General features: G+C 70.9%; 29 protein-coding genes. 15 read left to right on the top strand and 14 right to left on the bottom strand.

Annotation, left to right across the window (positions count from 1 at the left end):
* Positions 1–281 precede the first annotated feature (281 nt).
* From ABTW64_RS04520 to ABTW64_RS04510, 3 genes are all read right to left on the bottom strand, one after another.
* Complete coding sequence (locus tag ABTW64_RS04520; RefSeq protein ID WP_350619614.1) at positions 282–1,982, bottom strand: thiamine pyrophosphate-dependent enzyme; 1,701 nt, start codon at positions 1,980–1,982, stop codon at positions 282–284.
* 380 nt (positions 1,983–2,362) lie between these two features.
* Positions 2,363–2,782 carry an arsenate reductase ArsC gene (locus ABTW64_RS04515; RefSeq protein WP_350619612.1) on the bottom strand — a complete coding sequence of 140 codons (420 nt, stop codon included), beginning with the start codon at positions 2,780–2,782 and terminating at the stop codon, positions 2,363–2,365.
* Between the two features lie 70 nt (positions 2,783–2,852).
* Complete coding sequence (locus tag ABTW64_RS04510; RefSeq protein WP_350619610.1) at positions 2,853–4,358, bottom strand: SulP family inorganic anion transporter; 1,506 nt, start codon at positions 4,356–4,358, stop codon at positions 2,853–2,855.
* A 136-nt stretch (positions 4,359–4,494) separates the two neighbouring features.
* Here ABTW64_RS04510 and ABTW64_RS04505 point away from each other — a divergent pair, with 136 nt between their 5' ends.
* A complete protein-coding gene (locus ABTW64_RS04505) occupies positions 4,495–4,866 on the top strand; it encodes a MerR family transcriptional regulator (protein ID WP_350619608.1) in 372 nt (123 codons plus the stop codon).
* A gap of 10 nt (positions 4,867–4,876) precedes the next feature.
* On the opposite strand, the gene ABTW64_RS04500 is transcribed toward ABTW64_RS04505, so the two are convergent.
* From ABTW64_RS04500 to ABTW64_RS04485, 4 genes are all read right to left on the bottom strand, one after another.
* Entirely contained in the window at positions 4,877–5,746 is an 870-nt protein-coding gene (locus ABTW64_RS04500) for a metalloregulator ArsR/SmtB family transcription factor (RefSeq protein ID WP_350619605.1), read from the bottom strand.
* A 66-nt stretch (positions 5,747–5,812) separates the two neighbouring features.
* Positions 5,813–6,295, bottom strand: a complete 483-nt coding sequence (locus ABTW64_RS04495) for a GNAT family N-acetyltransferase (RefSeq protein ID WP_350619736.1) — start codon at positions 6,293–6,295, stop codon at positions 5,813–5,815.
* Positions 6,296–6,342: 47 nt separating this feature from the next.
* The gene (locus tag ABTW64_RS04490; RefSeq protein WP_350619603.1) at positions 6,343–6,636 is read right to left on the bottom strand and encodes a hypothetical protein; all 294 of its coding nucleotides are present in this window, start codon (positions 6,634–6,636) and stop codon (positions 6,343–6,345) included.
* Positions 6,624–8,000, bottom strand: coding sequence for an FAD-dependent oxidoreductase (locus ABTW64_RS04485; protein WP_350619601.1), 1,377 nt, complete (start codon positions 7,998–8,000; stop codon positions 6,624–6,626). Before ABTW64_RS04485 ends, ABTW64_RS04490 begins: the two co-directional genes overlap by 13 nt.
* 101 nt (positions 8,001–8,101) lie before the next feature.
* On the opposite strand from ABTW64_RS04485, the gene ABTW64_RS04480 reads away from it, so the two are divergent.
* Genes ABTW64_RS04480 through ABTW64_RS04465 form a run of 4 tightly spaced genes read left to right on the top strand, consistent with a single transcriptional unit; the run spans position 8,102 to position 9,818 of the window.
* Entirely contained in the window at positions 8,102–8,440 is a 339-nt protein-coding gene (locus ABTW64_RS04480; protein ID WP_350619599.1) for a metalloregulator ArsR/SmtB family transcription factor, read from the top strand.
* A 34-nt stretch (positions 8,441–8,474) separates the two neighbouring features.
* On the top strand, positions 8,475–9,164 hold the full coding sequence (locus ABTW64_RS04475) for an aquaporin (RefSeq protein WP_350619597.1): 690 nt from the start codon (positions 8,475–8,477) through the stop codon (positions 9,162–9,164).
* Positions 9,165–9,196: 32 nt separating this feature from the next.
* Positions 9,197–9,403 (top strand): hypothetical protein, encoded by a 207-nt coding sequence (locus tag ABTW64_RS04470; protein WP_350619595.1) that lies wholly within the window; start codon positions 9,197–9,199, stop codon positions 9,401–9,403.
* Positions 9,366–9,818, top strand: coding sequence for a DUF6098 family protein (locus ABTW64_RS04465; protein WP_350619593.1), 453 nt, complete (start codon positions 9,366–9,368; stop codon positions 9,816–9,818). The genes ABTW64_RS04470 and ABTW64_RS04465 overlap by 38 nt, the downstream gene beginning before the upstream one ends.
* 407 nt (positions 9,819–10,225) lie before the next feature.
* Here the strand turns inward: ABTW64_RS04465 and ABTW64_RS04460 are convergent, their stop codons facing one another.
* The 3 genes from ABTW64_RS04460 to ABTW64_RS04450 all read right to left on the bottom strand — a co-directional run bounded on the left by ABTW64_RS04460 (position 10,226) and on the right by ABTW64_RS04450 (position 13,508).
* Positions 10,226–11,155, bottom strand: coding sequence for a carbohydrate ABC transporter permease (locus tag ABTW64_RS04460; RefSeq protein ID WP_350619591.1), 930 nt, complete (start codon positions 11,153–11,155; stop codon positions 10,226–10,228).
* Positions 11,152–12,036 carry a carbohydrate ABC transporter permease gene (locus ABTW64_RS04455; RefSeq protein ID WP_350619589.1) on the bottom strand — a complete coding sequence of 295 codons (885 nt, stop codon included), beginning with the start codon at positions 12,034–12,036 and terminating at the stop codon, positions 11,152–11,154. The genes ABTW64_RS04460 and ABTW64_RS04455 overlap by 4 nt, the downstream gene beginning before the upstream one ends.
* An 80-nt stretch (positions 12,037–12,116) precedes the next feature.
* Positions 12,117–13,508, bottom strand: a complete 1,392-nt coding sequence (locus tag ABTW64_RS04450; protein WP_350619587.1) for an ABC transporter substrate-binding protein — start codon at positions 13,506–13,508, stop codon at positions 12,117–12,119.
* Between the two features lie 248 nt (positions 13,509–13,756).
* Between ABTW64_RS04450 and ABTW64_RS04445 the strand changes: the two genes are divergently transcribed.
* Positions 13,757–14,242, top strand: a complete 486-nt coding sequence (locus tag ABTW64_RS04445) for a YciE/YciF ferroxidase family protein (RefSeq protein WP_350619585.1) — start codon at positions 13,757–13,759, stop codon at positions 14,240–14,242.
* A gap of 62 nt (positions 14,243–14,304) precedes the next feature.
* On the opposite strand, the gene ABTW64_RS04440 is transcribed toward ABTW64_RS04445, so the two are convergent.
* Together ABTW64_RS04440 and ABTW64_RS04435 are read right to left on the bottom strand one after the other, a co-directional pair.
* The gene (locus tag ABTW64_RS04440; protein WP_350619583.1) at positions 14,305–14,982 is read right to left on the bottom strand and encodes a DUF6766 family protein; all 678 of its coding nucleotides are present in this window, start codon (positions 14,980–14,982) and stop codon (positions 14,305–14,307) included.
* Between the two features lie 4 nt (positions 14,983–14,986).
* Positions 14,987–15,109: a hypothetical protein gene (locus tag ABTW64_RS04435; RefSeq protein WP_350619581.1), complete on the bottom strand. Its 123-nt coding sequence runs from the start codon at positions 15,107–15,109 to the stop codon at positions 14,987–14,989.
* Between the two features lie 226 nt (positions 15,110–15,335).
* Between ABTW64_RS04435 and ABTW64_RS04430 the strand changes: the two genes are divergently transcribed.
* Together ABTW64_RS04430 and ABTW64_RS04425 are read left to right on the top strand one after the other, a co-directional pair.
* The gene (locus ABTW64_RS04430) at positions 15,336–15,812 is read left to right on the top strand and encodes an SRPBCC family protein (protein WP_350619579.1); all 477 of its coding nucleotides are present in this window, start codon (positions 15,336–15,338) and stop codon (positions 15,810–15,812) included.
* Between the two features lie 70 nt (positions 15,813–15,882).
* Positions 15,883–16,275, top strand: coding sequence for a DUF7882 family protein (locus ABTW64_RS04425; RefSeq protein WP_350619577.1), 393 nt, complete (start codon positions 15,883–15,885; stop codon positions 16,273–16,275).
* A gap of 124 nt (positions 16,276–16,399) precedes the next feature.
* Here the strand turns inward: ABTW64_RS04425 and ABTW64_RS04420 are convergent, their stop codons facing one another.
* The gene (locus ABTW64_RS04420) at positions 16,400–16,756 is read right to left on the bottom strand and encodes a DUF7882 family protein (RefSeq protein WP_350619575.1); all 357 of its coding nucleotides are present in this window, start codon (positions 16,754–16,756) and stop codon (positions 16,400–16,402) included.
* Between the two features lie 139 nt (positions 16,757–16,895).
* On the opposite strand from ABTW64_RS04420, the gene ABTW64_RS04415 reads away from it, so the two are divergent.
* From ABTW64_RS04415 to ABTW64_RS04390, 6 genes are all read left to right on the top strand, one after another.
* The gene (locus tag ABTW64_RS04415; RefSeq protein ID WP_350619573.1) at positions 16,896–18,002 is read left to right on the top strand and encodes a 5-methyltetrahydropteroyltriglutamate--homocysteine S-methyltransferase; all 1,107 of its coding nucleotides are present in this window, start codon (positions 16,896–16,898) and stop codon (positions 18,000–18,002) included.
* Positions 18,003–18,140: 138 nt separating this feature from the next.
* Positions 18,141–18,482, top strand: coding sequence for a PadR family transcriptional regulator (locus tag ABTW64_RS04410; RefSeq protein WP_350619571.1), 342 nt, complete (start codon positions 18,141–18,143; stop codon positions 18,480–18,482).
* A gap of 1 nt (position 18,483) precedes the next feature.
* On the top strand, positions 18,484–18,849 hold the full coding sequence (locus ABTW64_RS04405; protein ID WP_350619569.1) for a DUF1048 domain-containing protein: 366 nt from the start codon (positions 18,484–18,486) through the stop codon (positions 18,847–18,849).
* Positions 18,850–19,008: 159 nt separating this feature from the next.
* Positions 19,009–19,803 (top strand): ABC transporter ATP-binding protein, encoded by a 795-nt coding sequence (locus ABTW64_RS04400; protein WP_350619567.1) that lies wholly within the window; start codon positions 19,009–19,011, stop codon positions 19,801–19,803.
* Entirely contained in the window at positions 19,800–20,564 is a 765-nt protein-coding gene (locus ABTW64_RS04395) for an ABC transporter permease (protein ID WP_350619565.1), read from the top strand. Before ABTW64_RS04400 ends, ABTW64_RS04395 begins: the two co-directional genes overlap by 4 nt.
* A gap of 30 nt (positions 20,565–20,594) precedes the next feature.
* Entirely contained in the window at positions 20,595–21,077 is a 483-nt protein-coding gene (locus ABTW64_RS04390; RefSeq protein ID WP_350619563.1) for a glutaminase, read from the top strand.
* Positions 21,078–21,119: 42 nt separating this feature from the next.
* Here ABTW64_RS04390 and ABTW64_RS04385 read toward each other — a convergent pair whose 3' ends face one another.
* On the bottom strand, positions 21,120–21,698 hold the full coding sequence (locus ABTW64_RS04385) for a LysR substrate-binding domain-containing protein (protein WP_350619734.1): 579 nt from the start codon (positions 21,696–21,698) through the stop codon (positions 21,120–21,122).
* A gap of 337 nt (positions 21,699–22,035) precedes the next feature.
* On the opposite strand from ABTW64_RS04385, the gene ABTW64_RS04380 reads away from it, so the two are divergent.
* Positions 22,036–23,595, top strand: coding sequence for a MinD/ParA family ATP-binding protein (locus tag ABTW64_RS04380; protein ID WP_350619561.1), 1,560 nt, complete (start codon positions 22,036–22,038; stop codon positions 23,593–23,595).
* The last annotated feature ends 117 nt before the right edge of the window (positions 23,596–23,712 follow it).

The following is a 23,712-nucleotide window of genomic DNA, read 5'->3' as shown; positions in this document are numbered from 1 at the left end:
CCCCAGCGTGCATCCGGCGATCCGGCCGCGCGAGGGGATTGACAGAGCGAGGCGGACGTCCGCCTTCGGACGCCCGCCTCGCGTGATCTCGTCGGGGAACTCAGACCGTGGCGTCAGAAGTCCTCGCCCTCGGCCTGCGAGGGGTGCTTGTCGAACCAGTAGGGACGGCCCTCGTGCTGCAGGGCGTCGCAGTCGATCTCGTTGCGCATGCTGTCCTCCTTCGGATTGTGTGATGTGGGTGGTGCGGTGTGGGTGGTGCGAGGTCTGCGGGCGGTGGCCGGTCAGTACGCCTGGGCGCGCTGGCCGACGATCAGATGGATGAGCGCGAAGCGCCCGTCGCGCTGCGCGTCGAGCGCGGCGCTCACGGCCGCCGGCACGTCGGCGTCGCGCTCGACGCGCACGCCGAACCCGCCGAACGCCGTGGCCATGCCGGCGAAGTCGGGGTTCACGAGCTGCGTGCCCGAGATCCGGCCCGGGTGGTGCCGCTCCTGATGCGTGCGGATGGTGCCGTACTCCTGGTTGTCCATCACGACCACCAGGGGAGCGGCGTCGTACTGGCGCGCGGTCGCCAGCTCCTGACCGTTCATCAGGAACTCGCCGTCTCCCGCGATCGTCACGATCTGGCGGCCGGGGAAGCGCAGCGAGGCGGTCACAGCGGAGGGGATCGAGTACCCCATCGAGCCGTTGCCGGCGCTCACCATCGCGGGGTACTGGCGCACGGGGAAGTAGCGGTGCGCCCAGTTGGTGTGCTCGCCCGCTCCGAGCGTGACGAGCGCGTCATCCTGCAGCTGAGGAACGAGGTGCGCCATGAGGGTGTCCATGCGCGCGGGGGCCTCGTCGTCGGTGCGGGGCTCGGGCAGAGCCGCGAACTCCTCCTGCTGCCCGCGCATGCGGGCCGTCCACTCGCGCCACTCGGGCTTGGTCTCGAGGTCGAGGGCGACGAGGTCGCGCACGAATGCGCACGGCTTCGCCACGATCTGGTGCGACACGGCGCCCGAGCGGCCGCGGAGCGACGGATCCATCGAGACGAGGAAGTTGCGGGCGTGCCATCCCTGCCGCGCGATGTAGCCGCTGGTGAGCACGTCGCCCGGCACGGTGCCGACGAAGACCAGCAGATCGGTCTCCTCGAACAGGTCGTACGTGGGCTTGGGGCGGCCGTAGCCGATCGGACCCACGTAGCTGGGCGAGTCGAAGCCGACGACGCCCTCGGTGCGCCACTCGGCGGCCGCCGCGATGCCGTGCTGCTCGAGCCAGGCGGTGAGCTGCGCCGACGCCTCGGGGGTCCAGTCGCTGCCGCCCGTGACGAACAGCGGCTTCTCGCTCTCGCGCAGCGCCTCGATCAGCGCGCCGGCGTCCGCGCCGGCGATGCCGCCCTCCGCGACCGGGATCGGCGGGTGCACCGTGACGGGCACCTGCTGGCGGATGACGTCCTCCGGCAGGCCGACGACCACGGGACCGGGGCGGCCGGAGCGGGCGGCGAAGATGGCCTCGGCGACCGTCTCGGCCGCGCGCTCGGCCGAGTCGAGCACGAGCACGCGCTTGGCGCCCTTGTCGAACCAGCCGTGGATGTCGAACTCCTGGAACGCCTCGCGGTCGCGATGGTCGACGGGGATGAGTCCGACGAACAGCACGAGCGGGGTGGAGTCCTGCCAGGCGGTGTGCAGGCCGACGAGGGCGTTGGCGGCACCCGGCCCGCGGGTCACCATGACGATGCCGGGCAGGTCGCTGAACTTGCCCTCGGCCTCGGCCATGTACGCCGCTCCGCCCTCCTGGCGGCACACGATCGTCTCGATCGACGAGGTGTGCAGGCCGTCGAGCACCTCGAGGTAGCTCTCGCCGGGCACGACGTACGCGCGCGGGATGCCGTGCTCCTCCAGCGTGCGCACGATCGCGTGACCGGCGGACTCGGTCGTCGGCGTGGACGAGGATGCGGCGGCGGCGTTGCGCGTCGCGGTGCCTGAGGGGGCGAGGGTGGTGGTCATGGTCACTCCGAGGTCGGTGGGGTATGACCAGGATCCGGGTGTGTCACGTGCTCTTGCGCGACAGATTGGGCGAAAAATGCCGGGATCTTTCGATAATGATGAGCGATCCGGCTGTTTGCGCCCCTTCGGGCGGCAGAGTGCTCAGTGCCTTGCGGTGGCGCGGGCGCGCGGCGGCGGGACGTGGCGCCGGTGCATGCCGGCGGGTCGCAGGCCCACCCCACCGTGCCCCGTGTCCCAGTTGTGGCCGTTAAGCCTTCGACCGTGTCCCAGTTTCGTCCCGTTTGCCGGCGCCATTCGGGCCACAAATGGGACACCCCCCGCCGGTCGCCCCGCCGGTTCACCGGTCGCCCGGGCAGTTCCCCACGGGTCGCCCCGCCGGGTCAGGCCGACTGCGCGGCGGGGGCGATGTCGGCGATCAGCTGCTCGATCCGCGCCCTGATCTCGTCGCGGATGGACCGCACCGCCTCGATGTCCTGGCCGGCGGGGTCGTCGAGCTCCCAGTCCTCGTAGCGCTTGCCGGGGAAGATCGGGCACGCGTCGCCGCAACCCATGGTGATGACGACATCCGACTCGCGCACGGCGTCGACGGTCAGCACCTGAGGTGTGCGGCCGGCGATGTCGATGCCCTCCTCGGCCATCGCCTCGACCGCGACGGGGTTGATCCGGTCCTTCGGCTCGGAGCCAGCGGACAGCACCTCGACGCGGTCGCCGGCGAGCGCCTGCAGGTAGCCGGCGGCCATCTGCGAGCGGCCGGCGTTGTGCACGCAGACGAACAGGACGGTCGGCTTGGCGTCGGTCATCGGATGCTCCCTCGTGAGTGCCGTTGAGGAAAGCATAGATAGCCGTCTATCGGTACCGCAATGGGATGCGTCAGTGTCCCCCGCCCAGCTCGCCCGAGAGCCGGCCGTGGAAGGCGGTCGTGGCCTCGTTCATCCCGACGATCTCGACCGCCGCGCCGTGGCGCTCGTACTTCGTGACGATGGCGTCGAGCGCGGCGACCGACGAGGCGTCCCACACGTGCGAGCCCGACATGTCGATGACCACGCGCGGAGGGTCGGCGACGTACTCGAACTGCGTGGTGAGGTCATTCGACGACGCGAAGAACAGCTCGCCGTCCACCGTGTAGCGCGCCTCGGACCCGTCGGGCGACACTGTGCGGCGCACCGCCGTGAAGTGCGCCACGCGCCGGGTGAACAGCACCGCGGCGACGACGACGCCCACGAGCACGCCCAGCGCGAGGTTGTGCGTCGCGACCGTGACGGCGACGGTCGCGAGCATGACGGCGGTCTCGCTCTTGGGCATCCGCTTCAGGGTCGACGGCAGGATGCTGTGCCAGTCGAACGTGAGCACCGACACCATGATCATCACGGCCACCAGCGCCGCCATCGGGATGATCGCCACGACGTCGCCGAGCACCACCACCAGGATGAGCAGGAACACCCCGGCGAGGAACGTCGAGATGCGCGTGCGCGCGCCCGACGCCTTCACGTTGATCATCGTCTGGCCGATCATGGCGCAGCCGCCCATGCCGCCGAAGAAGCCCGACAGCACGTTCGCCACGCCCTGTGCCCACGACTCACGGGTCTTCGACGAGTGCGTGTCGGTGATGTCGTCGACCAGCTTGGCGGTCATGAGCGACTCGAGCAGGCCCACCGCCGCCATGGCGAGGGCGTAGGGGCCGATGATGCCGAGCGTCTCGAGCGTGAGCGGCACATCCGGCACGAGCAGCAGCGGCATGCTGTCGGGCAGCTCGCCCTGATCCCCCACCGTGGGCACCGCGATCCCGAACGCGACGACCACGCCGGTGAGCACGACGATGGCGATCAGCGGTGCGGGCACCGCGGCGGTGAGCTTGGGGAACAGCCACAGGATGAGCAGCCCCGCCCCGACAAGCGGGTAGACCATCCAGGGCACGTCGATCAGCTGCTCGAGCTGGGAGAGGAAGATCAGGATCGCCAGCGCGTTCACGAAGCCGACCATGACGCTGCGGGGGATGAAGCGCATGAGCTTCGCGACGCCGAGCAGTCCGAGCGCGACCTGGATCACGCCGCCCAGGATGACCGTGGCGAGCAGGTAGTCGAGCCCGTGGTTGCGCATGACCGGGGCGATGACAAGCGCGACGGCGCCCGTGGCGGCCGAGATCATGGCCGGGCGGCCGCCGAGGAACGCGATCGCGACGGCCATCACGAACGACGAGAACAGGCCGACGCGCGGGTCGACGCCCGCGATGATCGAGAACGCGATCGCCTCGGGGATCAGCGCGACAGCGACGACGAGGCCGGCCAGCACCTCGCGCGTGAGCAGGCGGGGCGAGCGCAGCGCATCCCGCACAGACGACGCGAAGCGGGTGCCGGTCGGGGTGATCGCGGGGGGCACGGCTACCTCCAAGGCGGCGCAGGGCGACCGCCCCGGACGGGGCCGGGTCACCGGATAATGGATGATCGTGCGGGCGAGAGCCGCCCGCGCGCAACAACCTTACCGTAACGTGAGGGTTGTCGATGAGAGGAAGCGGATGACGGCGACCGGCACCATGCGGATCGGCGAGGTCGCCGAGCGCTCCGAGGTGTCGCTGCGCACCCTGCGCCACTACGACGAGATCGGCCTGCTCACGCCCTCGGGCCGCAGCGACGGCGGTTACCGGCTCTACACCGAGCGCGACCTCGAACGCCTGCTGCTGATCCGTCGCATGAAGCCGCTCGGGTACTCGCTCGAGCAGATGGCCGACCTGCTGCGCATCGCCGATGCGCTCGCCGCCGACCCCGACGACGCCGAGACGCGCGCCCGCCTGGCCGAGCTGATCGCCGACGCCCAGGAGCGCCGCGAGAAGGCGCGCATCCACCTGGAGCGGGCCGACGAGTTCATCCGGCTGCTCCAGCAGCGCTGAGGCCGAGGCGTCAGAGCAGCTCGGCCAGCAGGTCGCGCACGCGGCGCTCGATGTCGTCGCGGATGGGGCGCACCTCGGCGAGGGGAAGACCGGCCGGGTCGTCGAGCTCCCAGTCGAGATAGCGGCGGCCGGGATAGACCGGGCAGGCGTCGCCGCAGCCCATCGTGATCACCACGTCGGCCGCGCGCACCGCCTCATCGGTGAGGGGCTTGGGAAACTCTCCCGCGACCGGCACGCCGATCTCGTCGAGCGCCGTGACGATCGTCGAGCGCATGTCGGCAGCAGGCATCGACCCCGCGGTGCGCACGGTCACCCGGTCGCCGGCGAGATGACGCAGGATGGCCGCCGCCAGCTGCGAGCGCCCCGCGTTCTGCACGCACACGAACAGCACCTCCGGGCGATCCGACCGCTCGCCCTGCGCCCGGGCCAGCGCCTCGAGGCGCGTCGCGGTGAACGCGGCGGTGCGCGACGCGAGGTGCCGCGGCGCCGCCTCGCCGCGCGAGAGGAGCTCCGCGCTCTCGCACACGACCTGCGCCACGGTCTCCGCGCTGAACGTGCCGCGGAAGCGCAGCGCCAGGTCGACGGCGATGCGGTCGAGATCGGGCTCGCTCGGCGCGGTCTCGGCGCCGACGAGCGAGGCGACGGTCTCGGCCCGATCGGGGGCCACCGCGAACCAGGCGCGCCGGCCATCCTGCTCGCGCGTCACGACGCCCTCGGCCAGCAGCGCCTTCATGTGGTGGCTGACGGTCGGCTGACGCAGTCCGAGCGCGTCGGCGAGCTCGCCCACGCGGGCGCGACCGCCCGGGGAGCTCAGGATCAGGCGCAGGATGCGCGCGCGTGTGGGATCCGCGATGGTGGCGAGAGCGGACCCGGTATCCATAGATCCGAGTCTATGGCCGCACCCGGGGTGCGGGTCAGGGTCCGTCGGCGGGAGCCGGGACCGCGGTCACTCGGCGCGGCGGCGCTCGATGAGGATCGTGTCGCGCCACTGACCGGCGCGCGGCCCGAGTCGCGACTGCGCGATGCGCTCGCGGCGCCCGACCTGGCGGAATCCCGCTCCCTCGTGCAGGCGCAGGCTCGCCTCGTTCTCGGGGAAGATCGACGACTGGATGGTCCAGAATCCCGCCGCGTCCGCCGCGCTCACGAACGCGCTCAGCAGGATGCGTCCGACGCCCCGGCCGCGCGCGGCATCCGCGATGTAGATGGAGTGCTCGATCACCCCGCGATACGCCTCTCGCGACGACACCTGCGAGGCGGCGGCCCATCCGAGCACCGCGCCCTCGTCGTCCTCGGCCACCAGCCGCGGGTCGTCGACCTTGCCGGCGTCGAACGCCTGCCACGACGGCGTCGCGATCTCGAACGTCGCCTCGCCCGTGGCGATGCCCTCGCGGAAGATGCGCTCGACGGCGGGCCAGTCGTCCGGGGTCATCGAGCGGATGCGGATCACGCCACCATTCTCGCTCGGAGGGTGGAGCGTCATCGGCCCAGCCCGCCTCGGTGACTCTCGAAGGCGCCCCAGGCGCGCGTGCGCTCGACCGCGAGCGCGTGCGCGCGCCGGGCCTGCTCCCGTCGCACGTCCTCGACGTCGAGACGCCGCGGCGCACGGCCGCGCGGTGCGCATCCGCGCTCGAGCAGCCACAGGCCGAGCCGCATCGCGACGCGCGCCATCCTCGTCTCCCCGCACGACGGGAGCAGGATGGCCCGGCCGGCCGGGGTGCAGATCGTGGACGGCGCGCAGTCACCGGCCGAACCGGCGATCAGCGGCAGCACGACGTCTCCTGCGAAGCGGGAACGGAAGCGGGCGCGCACGAGTCCGTCGGAGAGTCGCCGCAGCAGCCCTCCGAGGTCGAGCAGACCCCGGTCGCGGGCAGGACGAGCTCGACCCGGGAGGCGGCTGCGGCATCCCCCGCCAGCCAGGCCACCACGGAGCGCACCTGCTCGTAGCCGGTCTTGAGCAGGAAGGTCGGCGCGCGGCCGTAGCTCTTCATGCCCACGATGAAGAACCCCGACTCGGGGTGAGCCAGCTCGCGATAGCCGTGCGGCGACACGGTGCCGCACGAGTGCACGTTGGGGTCGATCAGCGGCGCGAGGCGGCGGGGTGCCTCGACGATGTCGTCGAGCTCGAGCCGCAGTTCGCGCAGGATGCCCAGGTCGGGCCGGAACCCGGTGGCGGCGACCACGAGGTCGGTCTCGTGCGCGGCCGCCTCGTCGCCGCGCAGGCCGAGCAGGCGCATGCCGTCCCCGGCGCGCTCGGCCCCGAGGATCTCGAACCGGTCGACCACCTGGATCCGGCCCTCGGCCACGAGGCGCTGCACGCGCGTTCCCAGCGCGCCGCGTCCCTCCAGCTCGTCGCCGGCGCTGGAGATCCTGTTCGCGGACGCGTTGCGGATGAGCCAGCTCACGCGGGTCCCGGGCTCGTCGCTGGTCAGCGCCGCGAGGGCGATGAGGGTGTTGGCGGCGGAGTGCCCCGCCCCGACGACGGTGACGCGGCGACCGGACAGACGCGCGCGGTCGGCACCCCGCACATCTGGCAGCGCGGGCAGCACACGGTCGGCGACCTCGCTCCAGCCCAGGGGGTCGAGTCCGCCGGAGCCGAGCGGATTGGCCTGGCCCCACGTGCCCGACGCGTCGATGACGGCGCGGGCCGTCTCGTCCACCACGGTGCCATCGGGCAGCCGGAGCCGCAGGACGAAGGGTGCGCGTGAGCGGCCGCGCGTGCGGGTGCGGTCCATGCCCTCGCGCGTGACGGCCAGCACCGCCACGCCGGTGCGCAGGCTCGGCGCGATCGCGGGGTGTGCCGCGAGCGGCTCGAGGTACTCGTCGACCAGCTCGCGCCCGAAAGGCGCGCGTTCGGCGCGCGGCGGCGTCCATCCGGCGCCGGAGAGCAGGCGCGCGGCCGCGTCGTCGACCAGGTGCTGCCAGGGCGAGAACAGGCGGGTGTGTCCCCACTGGCGGATGGCGGCGCCGGCGTCGCGCCCGCGCTCGTAGACGGTGAACGGGATGCCGCGCTGGGACAGGTGGGCCGCCGCGGCGAGGCCGATGGGGCCTGCGCCGATGATCGCGACGGGAAGGGCGGTGAGGCGCTCGTCGCCGGCGGAGTCCACCGGGATCGGCGCGAGGGTGATGAGGGACATCTGCACTCCAGGCTCAGTCCATCGAAGGATATCGATGGATGTCGATGCGCTGATTGTGACCCGGTGTATCGACATCTGTCAATATCGATTACCATCGATGCATGCCCGCTGCTCTCGACGTCATCCAGCCGGTCTGCTGCGCCCCGCTCGTCCGCGAGCCGCTCGGCGCGGAGGATGCGGAGGAACTGGCCCGGGCCATCAAGGCGCTGGCTGACCCCACCCGGCTGCGCCTGCTGTCGATCGTGGCCGCGAGCGAGGGGCGCGAGGCGTGTGTGTGCGATCTCACGGAGCCGGTGGGCCTGGCGCAGCCGACCGTCTCGCACCACCTGAAGATCCTGGCCGAGGCGGGGTTCCTGAGCCGCAGCAAGCGCGGCACGTGGGCGTACTACGCGCTCGTTCCCGGGTCGCTCGACCGCATCGCGGAGGTGCTCAAGGGCTGATGCCGGGGCGCGGATAACATATAGACTGCGGTCTATGCATCGCGCCGCCTTCCTGCGCCCACTCGTCGGCGAACTGCTCGGCAGCGGCCTGCTCGCCGCCGTGGTGATCGGCTCCGGCATCATGGCGCAGCGGCTCTCGCCCGACGACGTCGGCCTGCAGCTGCTGCAGAACGCGTTCGCGACGGCGCTGGGGCTCGCGGTGCTCATCCTGGTCTTCCAGCCGATCTCGGGCGCCCACTTCAACCCGGTCGTGACGCTGGCCGACGCCGCAATGCGGGGGCGCGCCTGGCGCACGGTGATGCCCTATGCGGCCGCGCAGATCGCGGGGTGCCTGGCCGGTGCCGTGCTCGCCGGCGCCATGTTCGGCACACCGGTCGCCTTCAGCACGACCGACCGTGCCACCCCGGGGAATCTGCTGGCGGAGGTCGTGGCGACCGCGGGCCTCGTGCTCGTGGTCTTCGCGCTCGCGCGCACGGGTCGGCAGCATCTCGCCGCGCCCGCCGTGGGCGCCTACATCGGCGCCGCGTACTTCTTCACCGCGTCGACGAGCTTCGCCAACCCGGCGATCACCATCGGCCGGACGCTCTCCGACACTTTCGCCGGCATCGCCCCATCATCGGCGCCGGCGTTCATCCTGGCCCAGCTCGTGGGCGGCGCGGTCGGCGCCGTGCTCGCCGCCTGGCTCGTGCCCGCAGGCAGCCGCGAGCCCGTGTCAACCCGTTGAGCCATGGCGCGGCCGCGCCTAGCGTCGGCAGCATGAACGCCGAACTGCCCGACATCCACGAGTGGTACCCGCGGCTCTCGATCGAGGCCAAGCACACGCTGCGCGACAGCGCAGGCGACCTGCCCGCCGACGTCCGCGGCGAGATCGCCGAGATCACGGGCGCGGACGTGCCCGAAGGGGCGTCGCTGAGCGAGGACGACCGTGACTTCATCCGCACGCAGTCAGAACAGGTCGACTGACCTGCGCACCCTGACCACGCTCGCCGAGCTCGCCGAGCTCGTGGGCGGGCGCGAGGAGTCGTACGTGCGCTACTCGGAGGGGCCGGAGCACGACTCCGCCGAGCAGAGCGTCGACACCGAGAGCGGGCTGAAGCTGCCCGGGCTGTCGGTCAACCCCCTGCATCCCGAGCCGTGGTGGACGCGCGACCTTCAGGACTGGCTCGCGCGCCAGGTGCGCCAGTACGCCGACCTGGCCGAGAAGAACCCCGACCGCTTCGCGTGGGTGCTCGACGGGCGCACGGTGTGCCGTGGCCCCGACTGCGAGCCGCTGCTGGTCGAGATCGAGCCGCTGGCGGTGCTGAGCGAGGCGCTGCTCGACGAGGCGGCCGCCCGCTACGCCGAGGCGTTCGACGCGGGCCGCGGCCCCGAGGACTGACCGCCCGGCCACTGCGCGCGAGGCCTGGGGCCCACTGCACACCGAGGTCCGACGGCCCCACTGCACACCAAGGCCCGGCGGCCCCACTGCACACCAAGGCCCGGCGGCCCACTGCACACCAAGGCCCGGCGCTCCAGTGCACACCAAGGCCCGACGGCCCCACTGCACACCAAGGCCCGGCGCTCCACTGCACACCAATGTGCGTGTGCACTCGGACGGGCACCCGCCCCCCGAGTACACACGCACATTGGTGTGCACTCGGGGCGGAGCACGCCGCGACGGCGGGCGTCCCGGGGCGGAGCACGCCGCGACGGCGGAGGAGCGGACTCCGCGACGCAGGTCGACGGTCGCGAGGTCGACGGTCGCGAGGTCGACGGGCGCGAGGCCTCGACGGGCGGCCGACCCGCTCAGCCCTTCACGCCGCCGGCGGCCACGCCCTCGATGATGTGCTTCTGCGCGACGAAGAACAGGATGATCATCGGGATGGTCGTGATCACGCTCGCAGTCACCAGGATCTCCCAGTGCCATTCGCCGCCGAAGCCGAAGTTGTCGACGAGGGCTTTGAGGCCCCGCGGCACGGTGAAGTTGGCCGAGTCGCGCAGGTAGATGAGCGAACGCATCAGGTCGGTCCACACGGCCTGCACCTCGAACACCACCGTCACCGCGAGCGCCGGGCGGCTGAGCGGCAGCGCGATGCGCCAGAACACCTGCCAGGGGTTCGCGCCGTCCACGCGCGCCGCGTCGAACAGGTCGCGCGGCAGCGCCAGCATGAACTGCCGCAACAGGAAGATGTAGAACGCGCTGCCGAACAGGTTGTGCGCCCACATCGGCACGAGCGTGTTCACCGCCCCGAGGCTGTTCCAGATGAGGAACGTCGGGATCATCGTGACGGCGCCCGGCAGCATCATGGATCCGAGCACGAGGGCGAACAGCGCGCCGCGCCCGCGGAACCGGTAGAACGCGAACGCCCATGCCACCATCGCGCTCGAGATGGTGACCGCGCCGGCCGCGAGCACCGTGACCACCACGGTGTTCAGCAGCCACAGCGCGAGCGGTGCGTCCTGCCACACCTGCACGTAGTTCTCGAGCGTGAACGTCTCAGGGATCAGGCGGTTGTCGAACACCTCGCTGCGCGGCTTGAACGACGCGCTCACGAGCCACACGAACGGGTAGACGAAGATCACCGCGATCAGCGTGAGCGCGACGATCGTCACAACACGGGCGATCCGGTTGCGGCGGCGTCGCGACGGCAGGCGCCTTCCGTCGGCGATGGCGGCGTCCTCGCGGGTGCCGACGGCGGCGCCGGTGCCGGTCAGCCGCTCGGTCAGAGTGCTCATCGGCCCCCCTCGTAGTGCACCAGCCGCCGCGAGACGAACGCCTGGATGGCCGTGACGATCATGATCACGAGGAACAGCAGCCAGGCCATGGCCGAGGCGTACCCCATGTTCAGGAACTGGAACGCCTGCTGGAACAGGTAGATCACGTAGAACAGCGCCGCGTCGTTGCCGTAGGTCGTGTTGCCGGCGCCGAAGAACGCGGTGTAGGCCTCATCGAACGTCTGCAGGCCCGCGATCGTGTTGACCACGACGATGAAGAACACCGCCGGGCTGATCATCGGCAGGGTCACGTTCAGGAACTGCCGCCACGGGCCGGCGCCGTCGATCCGCGCCGACTCGTACAGCTCTTCGGGCACGCCTCGCAGGGCGGCCAGCAGGATGAGCACGCTCGAGCCGACCGTCCACAGGCTCATGATCACGAGGCCCGGCTTCACCCAGGCCGGATCCGTCGTCCACGAGGGGCCATCGATGCCCACGAGTCCGAGCCCCGTGTTGAGCAGCCCGCTCTGGCCGTTGAACAGCAGCAGGAACAGGATGCCCACCGCCACCGGCGGGGTCATCTTCGGCAGGAAGAACACGGTGCGGAAAAAGCCGGATGCGCGCCCCGCGCGGGCCAGCAGCAGGGCCAGCACCAGCGACACGATCACGTACAGCGGCACCTGCACCACGGTGAAGAAGAGCGTGTTCGCAAGGGCGGTCGACACCTTGGGGTCGGCGAAGAGTCGAGCGTAGTTGTCGAAGCCGACGAACGTGGGGTCGTTGATGACGTCGTAGTCGGTCAGGGAGAGGTAGCCGCTGTAGATCAGGGGCCACGCGGTGAAGACCGCGAACCCTATGAGCCAGGGGCTGAGGAAGAGGAAGGCGGCGCGCGTCTCGCGCACCCCCGAACGGCGTCGCCGCCGAGGCGCGGACGGCGGCGGGGAGGAGCTCCCCGCCGCCGTGGCCGCTGCTGAGACGGAGGTCACTCCGTCTCCTGCTCCATCTTGGCCCACGCGTCGTCGAGGGCCTTCTGCGCCGTCTGCTGGGCCTGCGCGAGGGCGTCGGCCGGCTCGGCCTCACCCGACAGCACCGAGTTCACGGCATCCTGCATGGCGGTCTCGAACTCCGCGTCGGCGGGGCTGGCCGGCAGCGCGAACGTGTTGTCGTTGGCCTCGTACATCGCCTCGATCGCGGTGTCCCACGGCTCGCCGCCCGAGGTCACCATGCCCTGGATGAGCTCGTCGGCGTCCTCGTTGCCGGTGAGCAGGCCGGTGAACGGCTTGCCCTCCTCGTTGCGCAGGTCGAGGCGCGCTTGCGCCGCGGCCTCCCAGGTGTCGACCGCCGTCATCGTGCGCGCCCAGCGGCACGCGGCCTCGGGGTTCGCGGCGCCCGCCGGGATGGCCCAGGCCGATCCCGAGGCGTACGCGATGGCGTCGCCCTCGCGGTCCTTGACCGTGGTGAAGGCCATCGGCGCATCCGGCGACACGTCGTTGAGCACGTTGATGTACCACTGCTCCATGGGCATCGCGCCCAGCACGCCGGTCGCGAACTGGTTGCCCTCGCCGAAGAAGTCGGCCGAGTCGCGGTACGCCTTCACGTCGCCGAAGCCGCCCTGGGCGTCGTAGATGCCCACGGCCCACTCGAGCGCCTCCACGGCGCCCGGGTCGTCGAGGTGCGCGGTGCGGCCGTCCTCGCTCAGCAGTTCGACGTCGTTCGCCTCGGCCCACAGCGGGAAGAACTCGGGCAGCTTGCTGTCGACGCCGATCACGCTGAGCTTGCCGCCGTCCGACTTCATGAGCGCCTCGTTCGCGGCGGTCATCGCCTCCCAGTCGGATCCGTCGACGTCGGAGAGGGTCAGGCCCGCCTGCTCGAGCAGATCGGCGTTGGCCATGGTCACCTGCACCACGTTGAACTCCGGGATGCCGTAGACCTGGTCGTCGAGCGTCACCTGCTCGAGCGCCGAGTCGACGTACATGTCGGTGTCGATGCCCTCGCCCTCGATGCACCGCTCGAGCGGGATGATCGCGCCGCGTGCGGCCAGCGAGCCGATCTGGTCGCGGTTGGCGTAGATGAGGTCCGGCGGGTCGCCGGTCGCGGCCGCCGACAGGAACTGCTGCAGATCGAGTTCGCCCTCGACCACGTTCACGTCCACGCCGTCGCCGAGCTCGGCCTTTGCGAGATCCATGCGCGTGGTGGCGACCTCGTCGACGCCGCCGAATCCCATGACCTCGAGCGTGCCCTCGAGCTCCGCGGAGGCGTCGTAGGCGGCATCCGCGTCGTCGGCGCCGCCGGTCCCCACGGCGCAACTGGTCAAGCCGAGCGTGAGCGCCCCGCCCGCGGCGAGCGCCGCGATCGTCGTACGGAACCTGCTCATCGAAGTCTCCTTCTGTCTTTCCCCCGGCAGGCACGGTAGAAGCGGTTCTCGCTCAGTGGAAGCGGGTTGACAGAAGCGCTTCTCGCCAATAAGCCGGGAGGCAATATGCACGGGCGCGGGGTCTCGGCCTGTGCCCGCGCGATTTAGCGCCCGTCCAGGGTCTGCGCAATCCCCTGCTGGCCGCTCGCCGGCCCGCCTAGCGTCGAGGGCGCCGGCGGATGCGTCGGCGCTCGCATGAAGGAGGACCCATGAGTCAGACCCACCTCGAGACTCCCGAAGACCTGCTGCGCTTCCAGCTGCGCACCGCGATGACGATGGAGCACGACTCCCTCGCCGCGCTCGAGGAGCTGAGCGAGGCGGCCGTGACGGCCGACATCAAGAAGCTGTTCCGTCACCACGCCGATGAGACGCGCGAGCAGATCGAGAACCTGAAGAAGGTGTTCCAGCTGCTCGAGGTGCCCGAGTCGACCGCCCCGTCGCCCAGCACGACCGGCATCAGCAAGCACGCCGAGTCGCTGATCGCGCGCAGCGCGGAGGAGCTGCGCGACCAGGTCACGCTCTCGGCCGCTCTCGGCAACGAGCACTACGAGATGGCGGCGTATCAGGGGATCATCATCCCGGTGACCGCCATGGGCGCCACCGACGCGCTGCAGCTGCTGCAGGCCAACTGCGAACAGGAGATCCACACGAGCGAGGAGCTCGCCGAGCGCCTGAAGCAGCTCGTCGGGGCCTGAGCCACGCGACGAGGGGTCGGTGCGGGGAGCACCGACCCCTCGTCTGCGTCCGGGGGCGGCCGCTACTCGGATTCGAGCGCGGAGGTGCCGTGGGGAGTGCCCACGGGCTTCGACTCGGCCGAACCTCGCTGGCGCAGGTAGATCGAGAAGGCCACCATGCAGCCCACCGCGAGGAACTCCGACTGCCAGTTCTGCAGCGTGCGGTTCCAGAACTCGGGCGACATCACGTATGCGCCCCAGGTGATGGGCAGCTCGCCGTGCTGAGCCGCCTCCTCGTTGGCGACCACGTGGCCGGAGAGCGACTGCGCCAGCCACGAGAACACGAACGCCAGCCCCATCACGATCAGCAGCGAGTTCGAATAGAGCCAGCGCCGCCATCCATGGGCCCGGGCCCACGCCGGCGAGTCGGGACGCGCGTGGCGACCGAGCATCTGATCCTCGTCGCTGCCGACCCCCTCGTCTTCGGGCTTCTTCGATTCGGGCGACCCGCGCTGAACCAGCCAGATCGTCGCCAGGATGAACACGAAGAACTGCAGGAACTCGGATTGCCAGTTCTCGGAGAGGTCGACGAGGAACTCGGACGAGGTGACGAAGTCGCCGTATGACACCGGCGCTCGCCCGTGACTGACCAGCTGCTCGTTCTCGTACGCCAGACCGACGATCGACTGTCCGGCCACGGTCAGGAGGAACAGGGCCAGGAACAGGTAGGTGAGGGCGTTGTCCTTGAGGGCGCGCTTCACGCGATCACCGCCCCAGGAGGGGCAGGACGATCATCGCGGCGAGGCCGCCAGCCACGATCACGGCCCATGACCAGAACGCCACCCTCATGCCCGGGGTGTCCTCGACCCGCTCGTGTGTCTCTGCCATGGCCAGAACCTATGACGGCGGGAGCGGTGTCGCGAAGGGCTTGACTTCCGCGCGCGCCCTGGCGAATGCGCGGCCAGGGCGTCGCCGGATTTGGCGAACCGAGGCACGCGCCGCATAACTCGCGCTCCTCGCCGAGTCAACCCCATTTCAGGGCCTTTCTCGTCGCGCCTACCGTCGAACGCAAGCAATCAGAGTGAACGCAGACCCGAACCCAGGAGACACCACCATGACCACCACCCTCACCGCCGAGATCGACGTCGAGGCGCCGATCAACGCCGTCTACAACCAGTGGACGCAGTTCGAGTCGTTTCCGGAGTACCTCGGCGCGGTGAAGCAGGTGAAGCAGATCGACGACGTGCGCACGCAGTGGACCGTGAGCATCGCCGGCAAGGAGGAGAGCTTCTACGCCGACATCGTGGACCAGGTGCCCGACTCCCACGTCGCGTGGCAGAGCACCGACGGCGCGTTCCACGCCGGCCGCGTAGAGTTCGAGCCGCACGGCGACGAGACGCACGTGAAGCTGCGAATGGAGTGGGAGCCGCAGGGCGCCATCGAGAAGATCGGCGCGGCTGTCGGCATCGACGACGCGCAGGCGCAGATGGACCTCCAGCGGTTCAAGAAGTTCATGGAGAAGCGCGGCGCGGAGACCGGCGGCTGGCGCGGCGAGATCCACGGTCGCCAGGAGACCTCGCCCGACGCATGAGGCTCGTCGGGTGACGTAATCCGGAAGGGGAGATTCCGTATATGGGGATATCGGGATAAAACCTCCGGATGTGAAGAGCCTGCCCATTCTGCAGCGGCAGGTGCGCCCCACGGCGCGACGACTCGGGTATCGTCGCACCGTGGGGCGATTCATTTATGGGGCGGCGGCCGATTCCGTCGATATCGATGACCGGACGTTGGCGCATCTGCGCATCGTCGTCATGAACAAGCTCCGCCGCGGCGAGCCATTCATGTACGACACCAAACTTGGCGATGGCATCGGCCGGCGCAGCTTCTGGCTGCATCCGTCGGTCCCGCTGCAGTTCCATTTCTCCGGCGGTCGGGCGCCTCGCATCAACCGCGCGTGGCTCGACGAGCTGATGAAGGCGGCCAGCGGTCCCAACGGACTCACGGTGATGCCCGAGCCGCCGGACCCGAGCGAGCAGCCCGCCACCGACGCCTGACCTCGGCGCCGCACGGCTGGGGCCATCCGCTCGGGCGTGCGGCGCCACAGCCCGGGCCGGCGCCCACGAAGAAGTCCCCGCCGCGGCGTCAGCCGGACGGGGACTTCTTCTCTGCGCGTGGGCGTCAGGCGGCGGGGACCTCGGGCCGTCCGTCCGACTCCGGGCTGTTGTCGGCGTCGGTGCCGACGTGCTCGGCGACCAGGGTGATTCCGCCCAGGGCATTGGCGGAATGTGCGAGCTCTTCGATCCACGCGCGGTTCAGCTCGGGACCGACGGCCTCGTCGAACTCGAAGCGCACGGGGATCGACGGGTGCATCCAGATCGTGCTTCGGCCGGTGCCGTCTTCGGCGGGGTGCTGCCACGAGACCGTGAAGCTCTCCTGGCGGCGGAGCTTGGCGACGACCACCACTTTCAGATGCGCCAGAGCGCGGTCCGCGATGTGAATCGGAGCGGAGTCGGTGCCGTAATGAAGGATGCCCATGCGGGAAGAGTAACCCGCGGCGATTCGTGCGCAAAATAAACCGCGATTCCGACGCGCGTCGGCCCGCCGATACCCCGGTATTACGCGGGGTGACGGGCCATTCTTCGGCGTCGCCTGCGCGCGGGCTAGGCTGGCGCCCGTGACCGTGAACCCCCCGTATCGCGCCGACATCGTCGGCTCCTTCCTCCGCCCTGACGTCCTCAAGGCCGCACGCGCCGACCAGGCCGCAGGACGCATCGAGGCCGATGCGCTCCGTGAGGTCGAGGATGCCCAGATCGCCGACCTCGTGCGCAAGCAGGCCGACAACGGGCTGGCCCTGGCGACCGACGGCGAGTTCCGTCGCTCGTGGTGGCACTTCGACTTCTTCGGCGGTCTCGAGGGCGTGGACATCGTCGAGACCGACCACGGTCTGCCCTTCCAGGGGGCGCAGACGCGACAGCTCGCCGTTCAGGTGAGCGACCGGATCCGGTTCGGCGAGCACCCGCACGTCGACCACCTCCGTTCCCTGCTGCCGCTGGCCGAAGCCGCCGGCGTCCAGGCGAAGGCGACCATCCCGTCGCCGACCGTGCTCGACTTCCGCGTCGAGCCGCAGAACATCGTCGGCGGCTACGCGAGTCGCGACGAGTACGTCGACGACCTCGTGGAGGCGTACCGGGGCGCCGTGCGCGCGTTCTACGAGGCCGGCGGCCGGTACCTGCAGTTCGACGACACCGCCTGGGCCTACCTGTGCAGCGAGACCGAGCTCGAGCGCGCGCGCACCGAGCGCGGCATCGAGACCGACGGGCTCGGGGAGCGCTACGCGTCGATCCTGAATCGCGTGCTGGAGGGCAAGCCCGACGACCTGGTGGTGACGACCCACATCTGCCGCGGCAACTTCCGCTCGACCTGGATCTCTTCGGGCGGCTACGAGCCGATCGCCGAGCAGCTGTTCGGCGTGGCATACGACGGCTTCTTCCTCGAGTACGACAGCGACCGCGCCGGAGGGTTCGAGCCGCTGCGCTTCCTGCCGAAGGGAGAGCAGACGGTCGTCCTCGGCCTCATCACGACCAAGAGCGGCGAGCTCGAGGACGCGGATGAGATCAAGCGCCGCATCGACGAGGCATCGCAGTTCGCGCCGCTCGAGCAGCTGGCGCTGAGTCCGCAGTGCGGCTTCGCCTCGACCGAGGAGGGCAACGTGCTCACCGAGGACGAGCAGTGGGCGAAGATCCGCGCGGTCGTCGACATCGCGGCGGACGTCTGGAAGTAGTCCTCTCCCGACCCACGAGCTCAGGCCCGCACGGAGATCCGTGCGGGCCTTAGCTTTCTTGCTATTCGGTCTTGCTAGGTACCGGTACTCATGCTTACTATGTACCGGTACCCAGTGACACAGAGTAGGAGGAGCGACATGGGCAGACAGACCACCGAGATGCTCAAGGGCACGCTCGAGGGCATCGTGCTCGCGATCCTGGCCTCGCAGCCGGCATACGGCTACGAGATCACGACGCGACTGCGCGACGAAGGCTTCGAGGACATCGTCGAGGGCACCGTGTACGCCCTCCTGCTGCGCATCGAGCAGCGCGGGCTCGTGGACGTCGAGAAGGTGCCGTCGGAGAAGGGCCCGCCGCGCAAGGTCTACTCGCTGAACGCGCAGGGGCGCGAGCAGCTCGACGAGTTCTGGGGGACCTGGAGCTTCCTCACGGAACGCATCGCAAAGCTCCACGCCGCACTCACCGAAGGAGAGAACTGACATGGCCGCGAAGTGGATCGAGGCCCTCACCGGGCCCCTCGAGCAGAAGAAGCAGTACAAGCAGGACAAGCGCCGCATCGACGCGCTGCCTGAGCCCTACGGCGCCGCCGCCAAGGCGATGCACCGCTACCTCATGTACTACGGCGGCATCACCGGCGGCGACACGCTCGTCGCGATGTTCACCGACCTCGCCGACCTCTGGGAGCGCGCCGCAGCCGACGAGACGCCGCTGCGGCAGATCGTGGGCGACGACCCGGTCGAGTTCGCCGAGAGCTTCGCCCAGGCCTACGCCGGCGAGCGCTGGATCGACAAGGAGCGCGCCCGCCTGACGAAGTCCATCGAGGACGCGGAGCGCGCGGCGGGCTGACCGCCCTCGACCGCTGAGCGGCCCTCCCACGTCCGGATCCGCGCGGCCCTGCTGACCCTCAGCCCGGCCGCGCGGACCGGAGCGACGAACGCCCGAACGGGGCGCTGTTCGTCGCGCCCGAAAACCGTCATCCGCGTTCACTCTCACAGGAGATCCGCCATGAACAACCCCCCAGCCATCCGCATCCGCGGCGTCGAGAAGGCGTTCGCCGGACTGTCCGTCCTGCGCGGCGTCGACTTCGACGTCGAGCCCGGCACGGTCTTCGCGCTGCTCGGCTCCAACGGCGCCGGCAAGACGACGCTCGTGCGCATCCTGTCCACGCTGCTGAAGGCCGACGCCGGCACGGTGGAGGTCGCCGGGCGCGACGTCTCGGTCGAGCCGCACAAGGTACGCGAGGCCATCAGCCTGACTGGCCAGTTCGCCGCCGTCGACGAGATCCTCACCGGACGCGAGAACCTCGCGCTCGTCGCACGTCTGCGGCACCAGAAGGATCCGGCCGCCGTCGCCGACGAGTTGCTGGACCGCTTCTCGCTCACCGAGGCCGGAGCGCGCCGCGCCGGCACCTACTCGGGCGGCATGCGCCGCCGGCTCGACATCGCCATGAGCCTCATCGGCGCGCCGTCGGTGATCTTCCTCGACGAGCCGACCACGGGCCTCGACCCGCAGGCGCGCATCGAGGTGTGGCAGACCGTGCGGCAGCTCGCCGACGGCGGCACGACCGTGCTGCTGACGACGCAGTACCTCGACGAGGCCGAGCAGCTCGCCGACCGCATCGCGATCCTGCACCAGGGCCGCATCATCCAGAACGGCACGCTCGCCGAGCTCCGGGCGCTGCTGCCCGCGGGCGGCGAACCCGTGTACGTCGAGAAGCAGCCGTCGCTCGAGGATGTCTTCCTCGCGCTCGTCGGCGAGCCGGATCCCGCAGCCTCATCCACTGGAAAGGACCTCTCATGACCACGCACGTCCTCGGGGACACCGCCGCCCTCACGGGCCGCTCACTGCGTCACATCCTGCGCAGCCCCGACACCATCATCACGACCGCGGTCACGCCCGTGGCGCTCATGCTGCTGTTCGTCTACGTCTTCGGCGGGGCGATCCGCACGGGGGCCGGCACGTCATACCTCGAGTACCTGCTGCCGGGCATCCTGCTCATCACGGTGGCATCCGGCATCGCCTACACGGCCTACCGGCTGTTCCTCGACATGCAAGGCGGCATCTTCGAGCGCTTCCAGTCGATGCCCATCGCCCGATCGAGCGTGCTGTGGGCGCATGTGCTGACCTCGCTCGTCGCGAACCTCGTCTCGGTCGCCGTCGTCGTGGGCGTCGCACTGCTCATGGGCTTCCGGACCGGCGCCTCGCCGCTCGCGTGGCTGGCGGTCGCGGGCATCCTCATCCTGTTCACACTCGCGCTGACCTGGATCGCGGTGATCGCGGGTCTGTCGGCGAAGACCGTCGACGGGGCGAGCGCGTTCAGCTACCCGCTGATCTTCCTGCCCTTCCTCAGCTCGGCGTTCGCGCCGACGGAGTCGATGCCCGGCCCCGTCGCGTGGTTCGCCGAGCACCAACCCGTCACGTCGATCGTCGACACGATCCGCGCCCTGTTCGCCGGGGAGCCGGTCGGCGGCGAGATCTGGATCGCGCTGGCGTGGATGGTCGGCATCCTGGTGGTGGCGTACGGCGCGGCCGTGCTGGTCTACCGCCGCCGGATCAGCTGATGAGCCGGGAGCGTGGTTAGCCTGGACCGCATGAGAGACGACGTCGCGCAGCTGCTCGCGGATGCGCGACGTCGCCTCGCGTCCGCCCCGCGCGAGGCGCTCGGAGCCATTGAGGAGCCCGGACGCGTGCGGCGGCTTCTGGGCGGCGGCGCCCGCATCGTGCGCGTCGGCGCGGTGTGGCGCGTGGGGGTGCTGCTGATCGGCGACGACGCGGTGCACCAGGAGGGGGAGGTGCTGCGCGCGGTCGATCCGGGACGTCGCGGCTACACCGCCGAGTCGGCGCGCCGGCGCGCCGAGCTGCGGGCCATGGCGGTGCGCGGCGGTTTCGACAGGGGCGAGACGGTGCACCTCGGATGGCGCCCCCTCGACCTCTCGGCGCCCGCCGACGGTCCGCTCGTGCTCGACCGCGAGGTGCCGCTCATCCGCTGGACGGCGGCCGGCGCTCTCATGCCGCTCGCGGCATACCTCTCCGAGCGCATCGACCTGCTGCTCGACCCGCCCGCGGGAACCTAGGGGTACGACCGCGCGTGCGCGCGGGGCCGGGGTACGGCTCGGTCAGCGCGAGGAGTTCGCCGTGCGGCCGCGCACGATGCCGACGAACGTGTCGACGTCGGGGGTCGTGCGGTCGGCGTGCCATGCCAGGGCGACGGTCGAGGTGGGCGCCTCGCGCAGCGGCCGGTAGTCGACATCGCGACGGTGGTGCAGGCGCGCCAGCGACATCGGCACGATCACGACGCCCACACCCGCAGCGGCCGTCGCGATCGCGTCAGCCGTCGTCTCGGGAGCGTCGAAGCGCGGCGCCTCGGCCGCCGGAAGCTCCAGCGGACCGAGCACGTCGTCGCGCGGCACGATCACGACCTCCCCGGCGAGATCCCGGGGCTCCAGCTCGTCGGCCGCCATCAGCGTCGAATCGATGGACGCGACCACCACGGGCGACTCGTCGTACAGCCGGATGACGTGCAGGTCGTTCGCGTCGATCGGCAGCCGCACGAGGGCGGCGTCGACGTCGCCCGACAGGATCGGCTCGCGCTGCATCGCGACATCGAGCGGCACGAGCTCGAGCGAGACATGCGGCATGCGCTCGCGCCAGCGGTCGATCCACTTGCCGGGTGTCGCGCCCGGGACCGCACCCAGTCGGAAGGTACGGGGAGCCTCCGCGGGCGGGGCAGGGGAGGGTGCGGCCGCCCGCCGGGCGGGGGCGCGGGGGGTCGTGCCTCGCTGCGGGGCGGCGCGGCGCCCTCCGCGAGCCCCGCCGCGACCGCGCTGCGCTTTGCCGCCAGATGACATGCCGCCGGATGACATGCCGCCAGATTACGCGGCGCGGCGTGGGCACCCCTACCCGGCTGTCGCCATGCCCGCCGGGGAATCCGCGCTGAATGCTCGCGGGCGCGCGGGATACGGTTGAACCCGAGTTCCACCGGCTTCCGGCCCCCTGGCGGGCCACGCGCCGCAACCGAGTCGAGGAGACACCGTGACCGACAGCACCGAAGCTCAGGATCGCCCCCGCATCTCGGCCGTCACGAACGACGACGGCTCCGGTCAGGTCACCATCGACGGCGCGGTGCACCCGGTCAAAGCGCGCGACGCGGCGGGGGCTCGCAAGGCCGTGCTGACCACCGTGGTGCTCGTCGCCCAGGAGTATGGCCGTCCGGTCAAGGTGGCGGCCAGCGGCAGCGACGGCGTGCGGATGCTCGTCGTGCATCCGGATGGGTCGGTCAAGGAGGACGTCGAGGCGCCCGCGGGCGGGGCGTCGGCCGCACCTGCTGCCCCGCCCGCGCCGGCTGCGCCTGCCCCGCCCGCGCCGGCTGCGCCTGCGCCTGCGCCGGCTGCGCCTGCTGCGGCGTCCGCGCCCGCACCTGCTGCCCCGCCTGCGCCGGCTGCGCCTGCGCCGGCTGCGCCTGCGCCGGCTGCGGCTGCGCCTGCGCCGGCTGCACCCGCGTCGGCTGCGCCCGCACAGGAGGAGATCGTCACGAGCGTGCCGAAGTCGGCGGACCCCGCCGCCCCCGTCCCCGCCGCGGTACCGGCAGCCGCGCCGTCGTCCCGGGCCGCGTCGGTCCCGGCCGAGCCGGGGGCGGACCATGGCCTCACGCGTCGCGAGGCACGGCTGCTCACCGCGCGCGATTTCGCCGAGTCGGCCAAGCCGTCCAAGCCCGTGCCGGCGACCGAGGGCTTCCGCGGCGGCATGAACAAGCTGGGGTTCCGCCTCAAGCCCGGCAAGCACGAGCAGCTCAAGCGCGAGCGGCGCGAGACGGTGCAGCGCGCGTTCTCGGGGCGCAAGACCGTCGCGGTCATCGGCGAGAAGGGCGGCGTGGGCAAGACCACCACGACCTACCTGCTCGGGGCCACCCTGGGGCGCGTGCGCGGCGGCAGCGTGCTCGCGTGGGACAACAACGAGTACAAGGGCACGCTGGGCATCCGGTCGCTGCCGTCGCCGGCTCATGACCACACCGCGATCGACCTGCTCGGGCACGTGCAGTCGGTGGGCACCGGGGAGCTCAGCTCGGCCGACCTCATCGACTTCGTGCGGGGCCAGGGTGAGAACAAGTTCGATGTGCTCGCTTCGCAGAACCTCGACGGAGACAGCGACGTGATCGACGCGGAGGCTTTCGCGCTGCTGCACGACACGCTCAGCCGCTCGTACCGCGTCATCATCGTCGACACGGGCAACAACTCGAAGGCCGGCACCTGGCAGTCGGCGGTCGCCGCGGCCGACGTGCTGGTGCTCACCACCATCGTCAAGGAGGACAGCGCCCGCACCTTGGCATCCATGGCCGACACGCTCGTCGCGCACGGTCACGAGGACAAGCTGCGCAATGCCGTCACCGTCATGAGCCACCCGTCGCCCACGAGCTATCCCGACCTGGAGCGGCGGCTGGTCGACCACATGGGCCAGCTGACGCGCCAGGTCGTGTCGGTTCCGTTCGACCCGGCGCTCGACCGCGGCGACGTGATCGACTACGACGCGCTGAGCGACGAGTCGCGCGAGGCCTGGCTCGAGGTCACGGCCGCCGTCGCGTCCGGGCTCCGGTAGTTCTGGTCCAAGGTTCACGCGCCGGCTGCGGACTTCCGGCGTCGAAGGTGGCCCGGGTCGCCTTCGGCTCCCTCCTTCTTCGTCGCCGGAAGCCCTCCGCCTGCGCTCGCCGCGGGC

This window comes from Microbacterium sp. NPDC096154, from assembly GCF_040302945.1.
Classification (GTDB): Bacteria; Actinomycetota; Actinomycetes; order Actinomycetales; family Microbacteriaceae; genus Microbacterium.
Note: the sequence above shows the minus strand (reverse complement) of the source record. Positions and strands in the feature narration are given on the sequence as shown.

Excerpts from the sequence above, each read along its gene's own strand:
- ABTW64_RS04520 (WP_350619614.1), bottom strand. The coding sequence starts at position 1,982 with ATGACCACCACCCTCGCCCCCTCAGGCACCGCGACGCGCAACGCCGCC.
- ABTW64_RS04515 (WP_350619612.1), bottom strand. The coding sequence starts at position 2,782 with ATGACCGACGCCAAGCCGACCGTCCTGTTCGTCTGCGTGCACAACGCC.
- ABTW64_RS04505 (WP_350619608.1), top strand. The coding sequence starts at position 4,495 with ATGACGGCGACCGGCACCATGCGGATCGGCGAGGTCGCCGAGCGCTCC.
- ABTW64_RS04500 (WP_350619605.1), bottom strand. The coding sequence starts at position 5,746 with ATGGATACCGGGTCCGCTCTCGCCACCATCGCGGATCCCACACGCGCG.
- ABTW64_RS04495 (WP_350619736.1), bottom strand. The coding sequence starts at position 6,295 with ATGACCCCGGACGACTGGCCCGCCGTCGAGCGCATCTTCCGCGAGGGC.
- ABTW64_RS04485 (WP_350619601.1), bottom strand. The coding sequence starts at position 8,000 with ATGTCCCTCATCACCCTCGCGCCGATCCCGGTGGACTCCGCCGGCGAC.
- ABTW64_RS04480 (WP_350619599.1), top strand. The coding sequence starts at position 8,102 with ATGCCCGCTGCTCTCGACGTCATCCAGCCGGTCTGCTGCGCCCCGCTC.
- ABTW64_RS04475 (WP_350619597.1), top strand. The coding sequence starts at position 8,475 with ATGCATCGCGCCGCCTTCCTGCGCCCACTCGTCGGCGAACTGCTCGGC.
- ABTW64_RS04470 (WP_350619595.1), top strand. The coding sequence starts at position 9,197 with ATGAACGCCGAACTGCCCGACATCCACGAGTGGTACCCGCGGCTCTCG.
- ABTW64_RS04460 (WP_350619591.1), bottom strand. The coding sequence starts at position 11,155 with ATGAGCACTCTGACCGAGCGGCTGACCGGCACCGGCGCCGCCGTCGGC.
- ABTW64_RS04450 (WP_350619587.1), bottom strand. The coding sequence starts at position 13,508 with ATGAGCAGGTTCCGTACGACGATCGCGGCGCTCGCCGCGGGCGGGGCG.
- ABTW64_RS04445 (WP_350619585.1), top strand. The coding sequence starts at position 13,757 with ATGAGTCAGACCCACCTCGAGACTCCCGAAGACCTGCTGCGCTTCCAG.
- ABTW64_RS04435 (WP_350619581.1), bottom strand. The coding sequence starts at position 15,109 with ATGGCAGAGACACACGAGCGGGTCGAGGACACCCCGGGCATGAGGGTG.
- ABTW64_RS04430 (WP_350619579.1), top strand. The coding sequence starts at position 15,336 with ATGACCACCACCCTCACCGCCGAGATCGACGTCGAGGCGCCGATCAAC.
- ABTW64_RS04420 (WP_350619575.1), bottom strand. The coding sequence starts at position 16,756 with ATGGGCATCCTTCATTACGGCACCGACTCCGCTCCGATTCACATCGCG.
- ABTW64_RS04410 (WP_350619571.1), top strand. The coding sequence starts at position 18,141 with ATGGGCAGACAGACCACCGAGATGCTCAAGGGCACGCTCGAGGGCATC.
- ABTW64_RS04405 (WP_350619569.1), top strand. The coding sequence starts at position 18,484 with ATGGCCGCGAAGTGGATCGAGGCCCTCACCGGGCCCCTCGAGCAGAAG.
- ABTW64_RS04400 (WP_350619567.1), top strand. The coding sequence starts at position 19,009 with ATGAACAACCCCCCAGCCATCCGCATCCGCGGCGTCGAGAAGGCGTTC.
- ABTW64_RS04395 (WP_350619565.1), top strand. The coding sequence starts at position 19,800 with ATGACCACGCACGTCCTCGGGGACACCGCCGCCCTCACGGGCCGCTCA.
- ABTW64_RS04390 (WP_350619563.1), top strand. The coding sequence starts at position 20,595 with ATGAGAGACGACGTCGCGCAGCTGCTCGCGGATGCGCGACGTCGCCTC.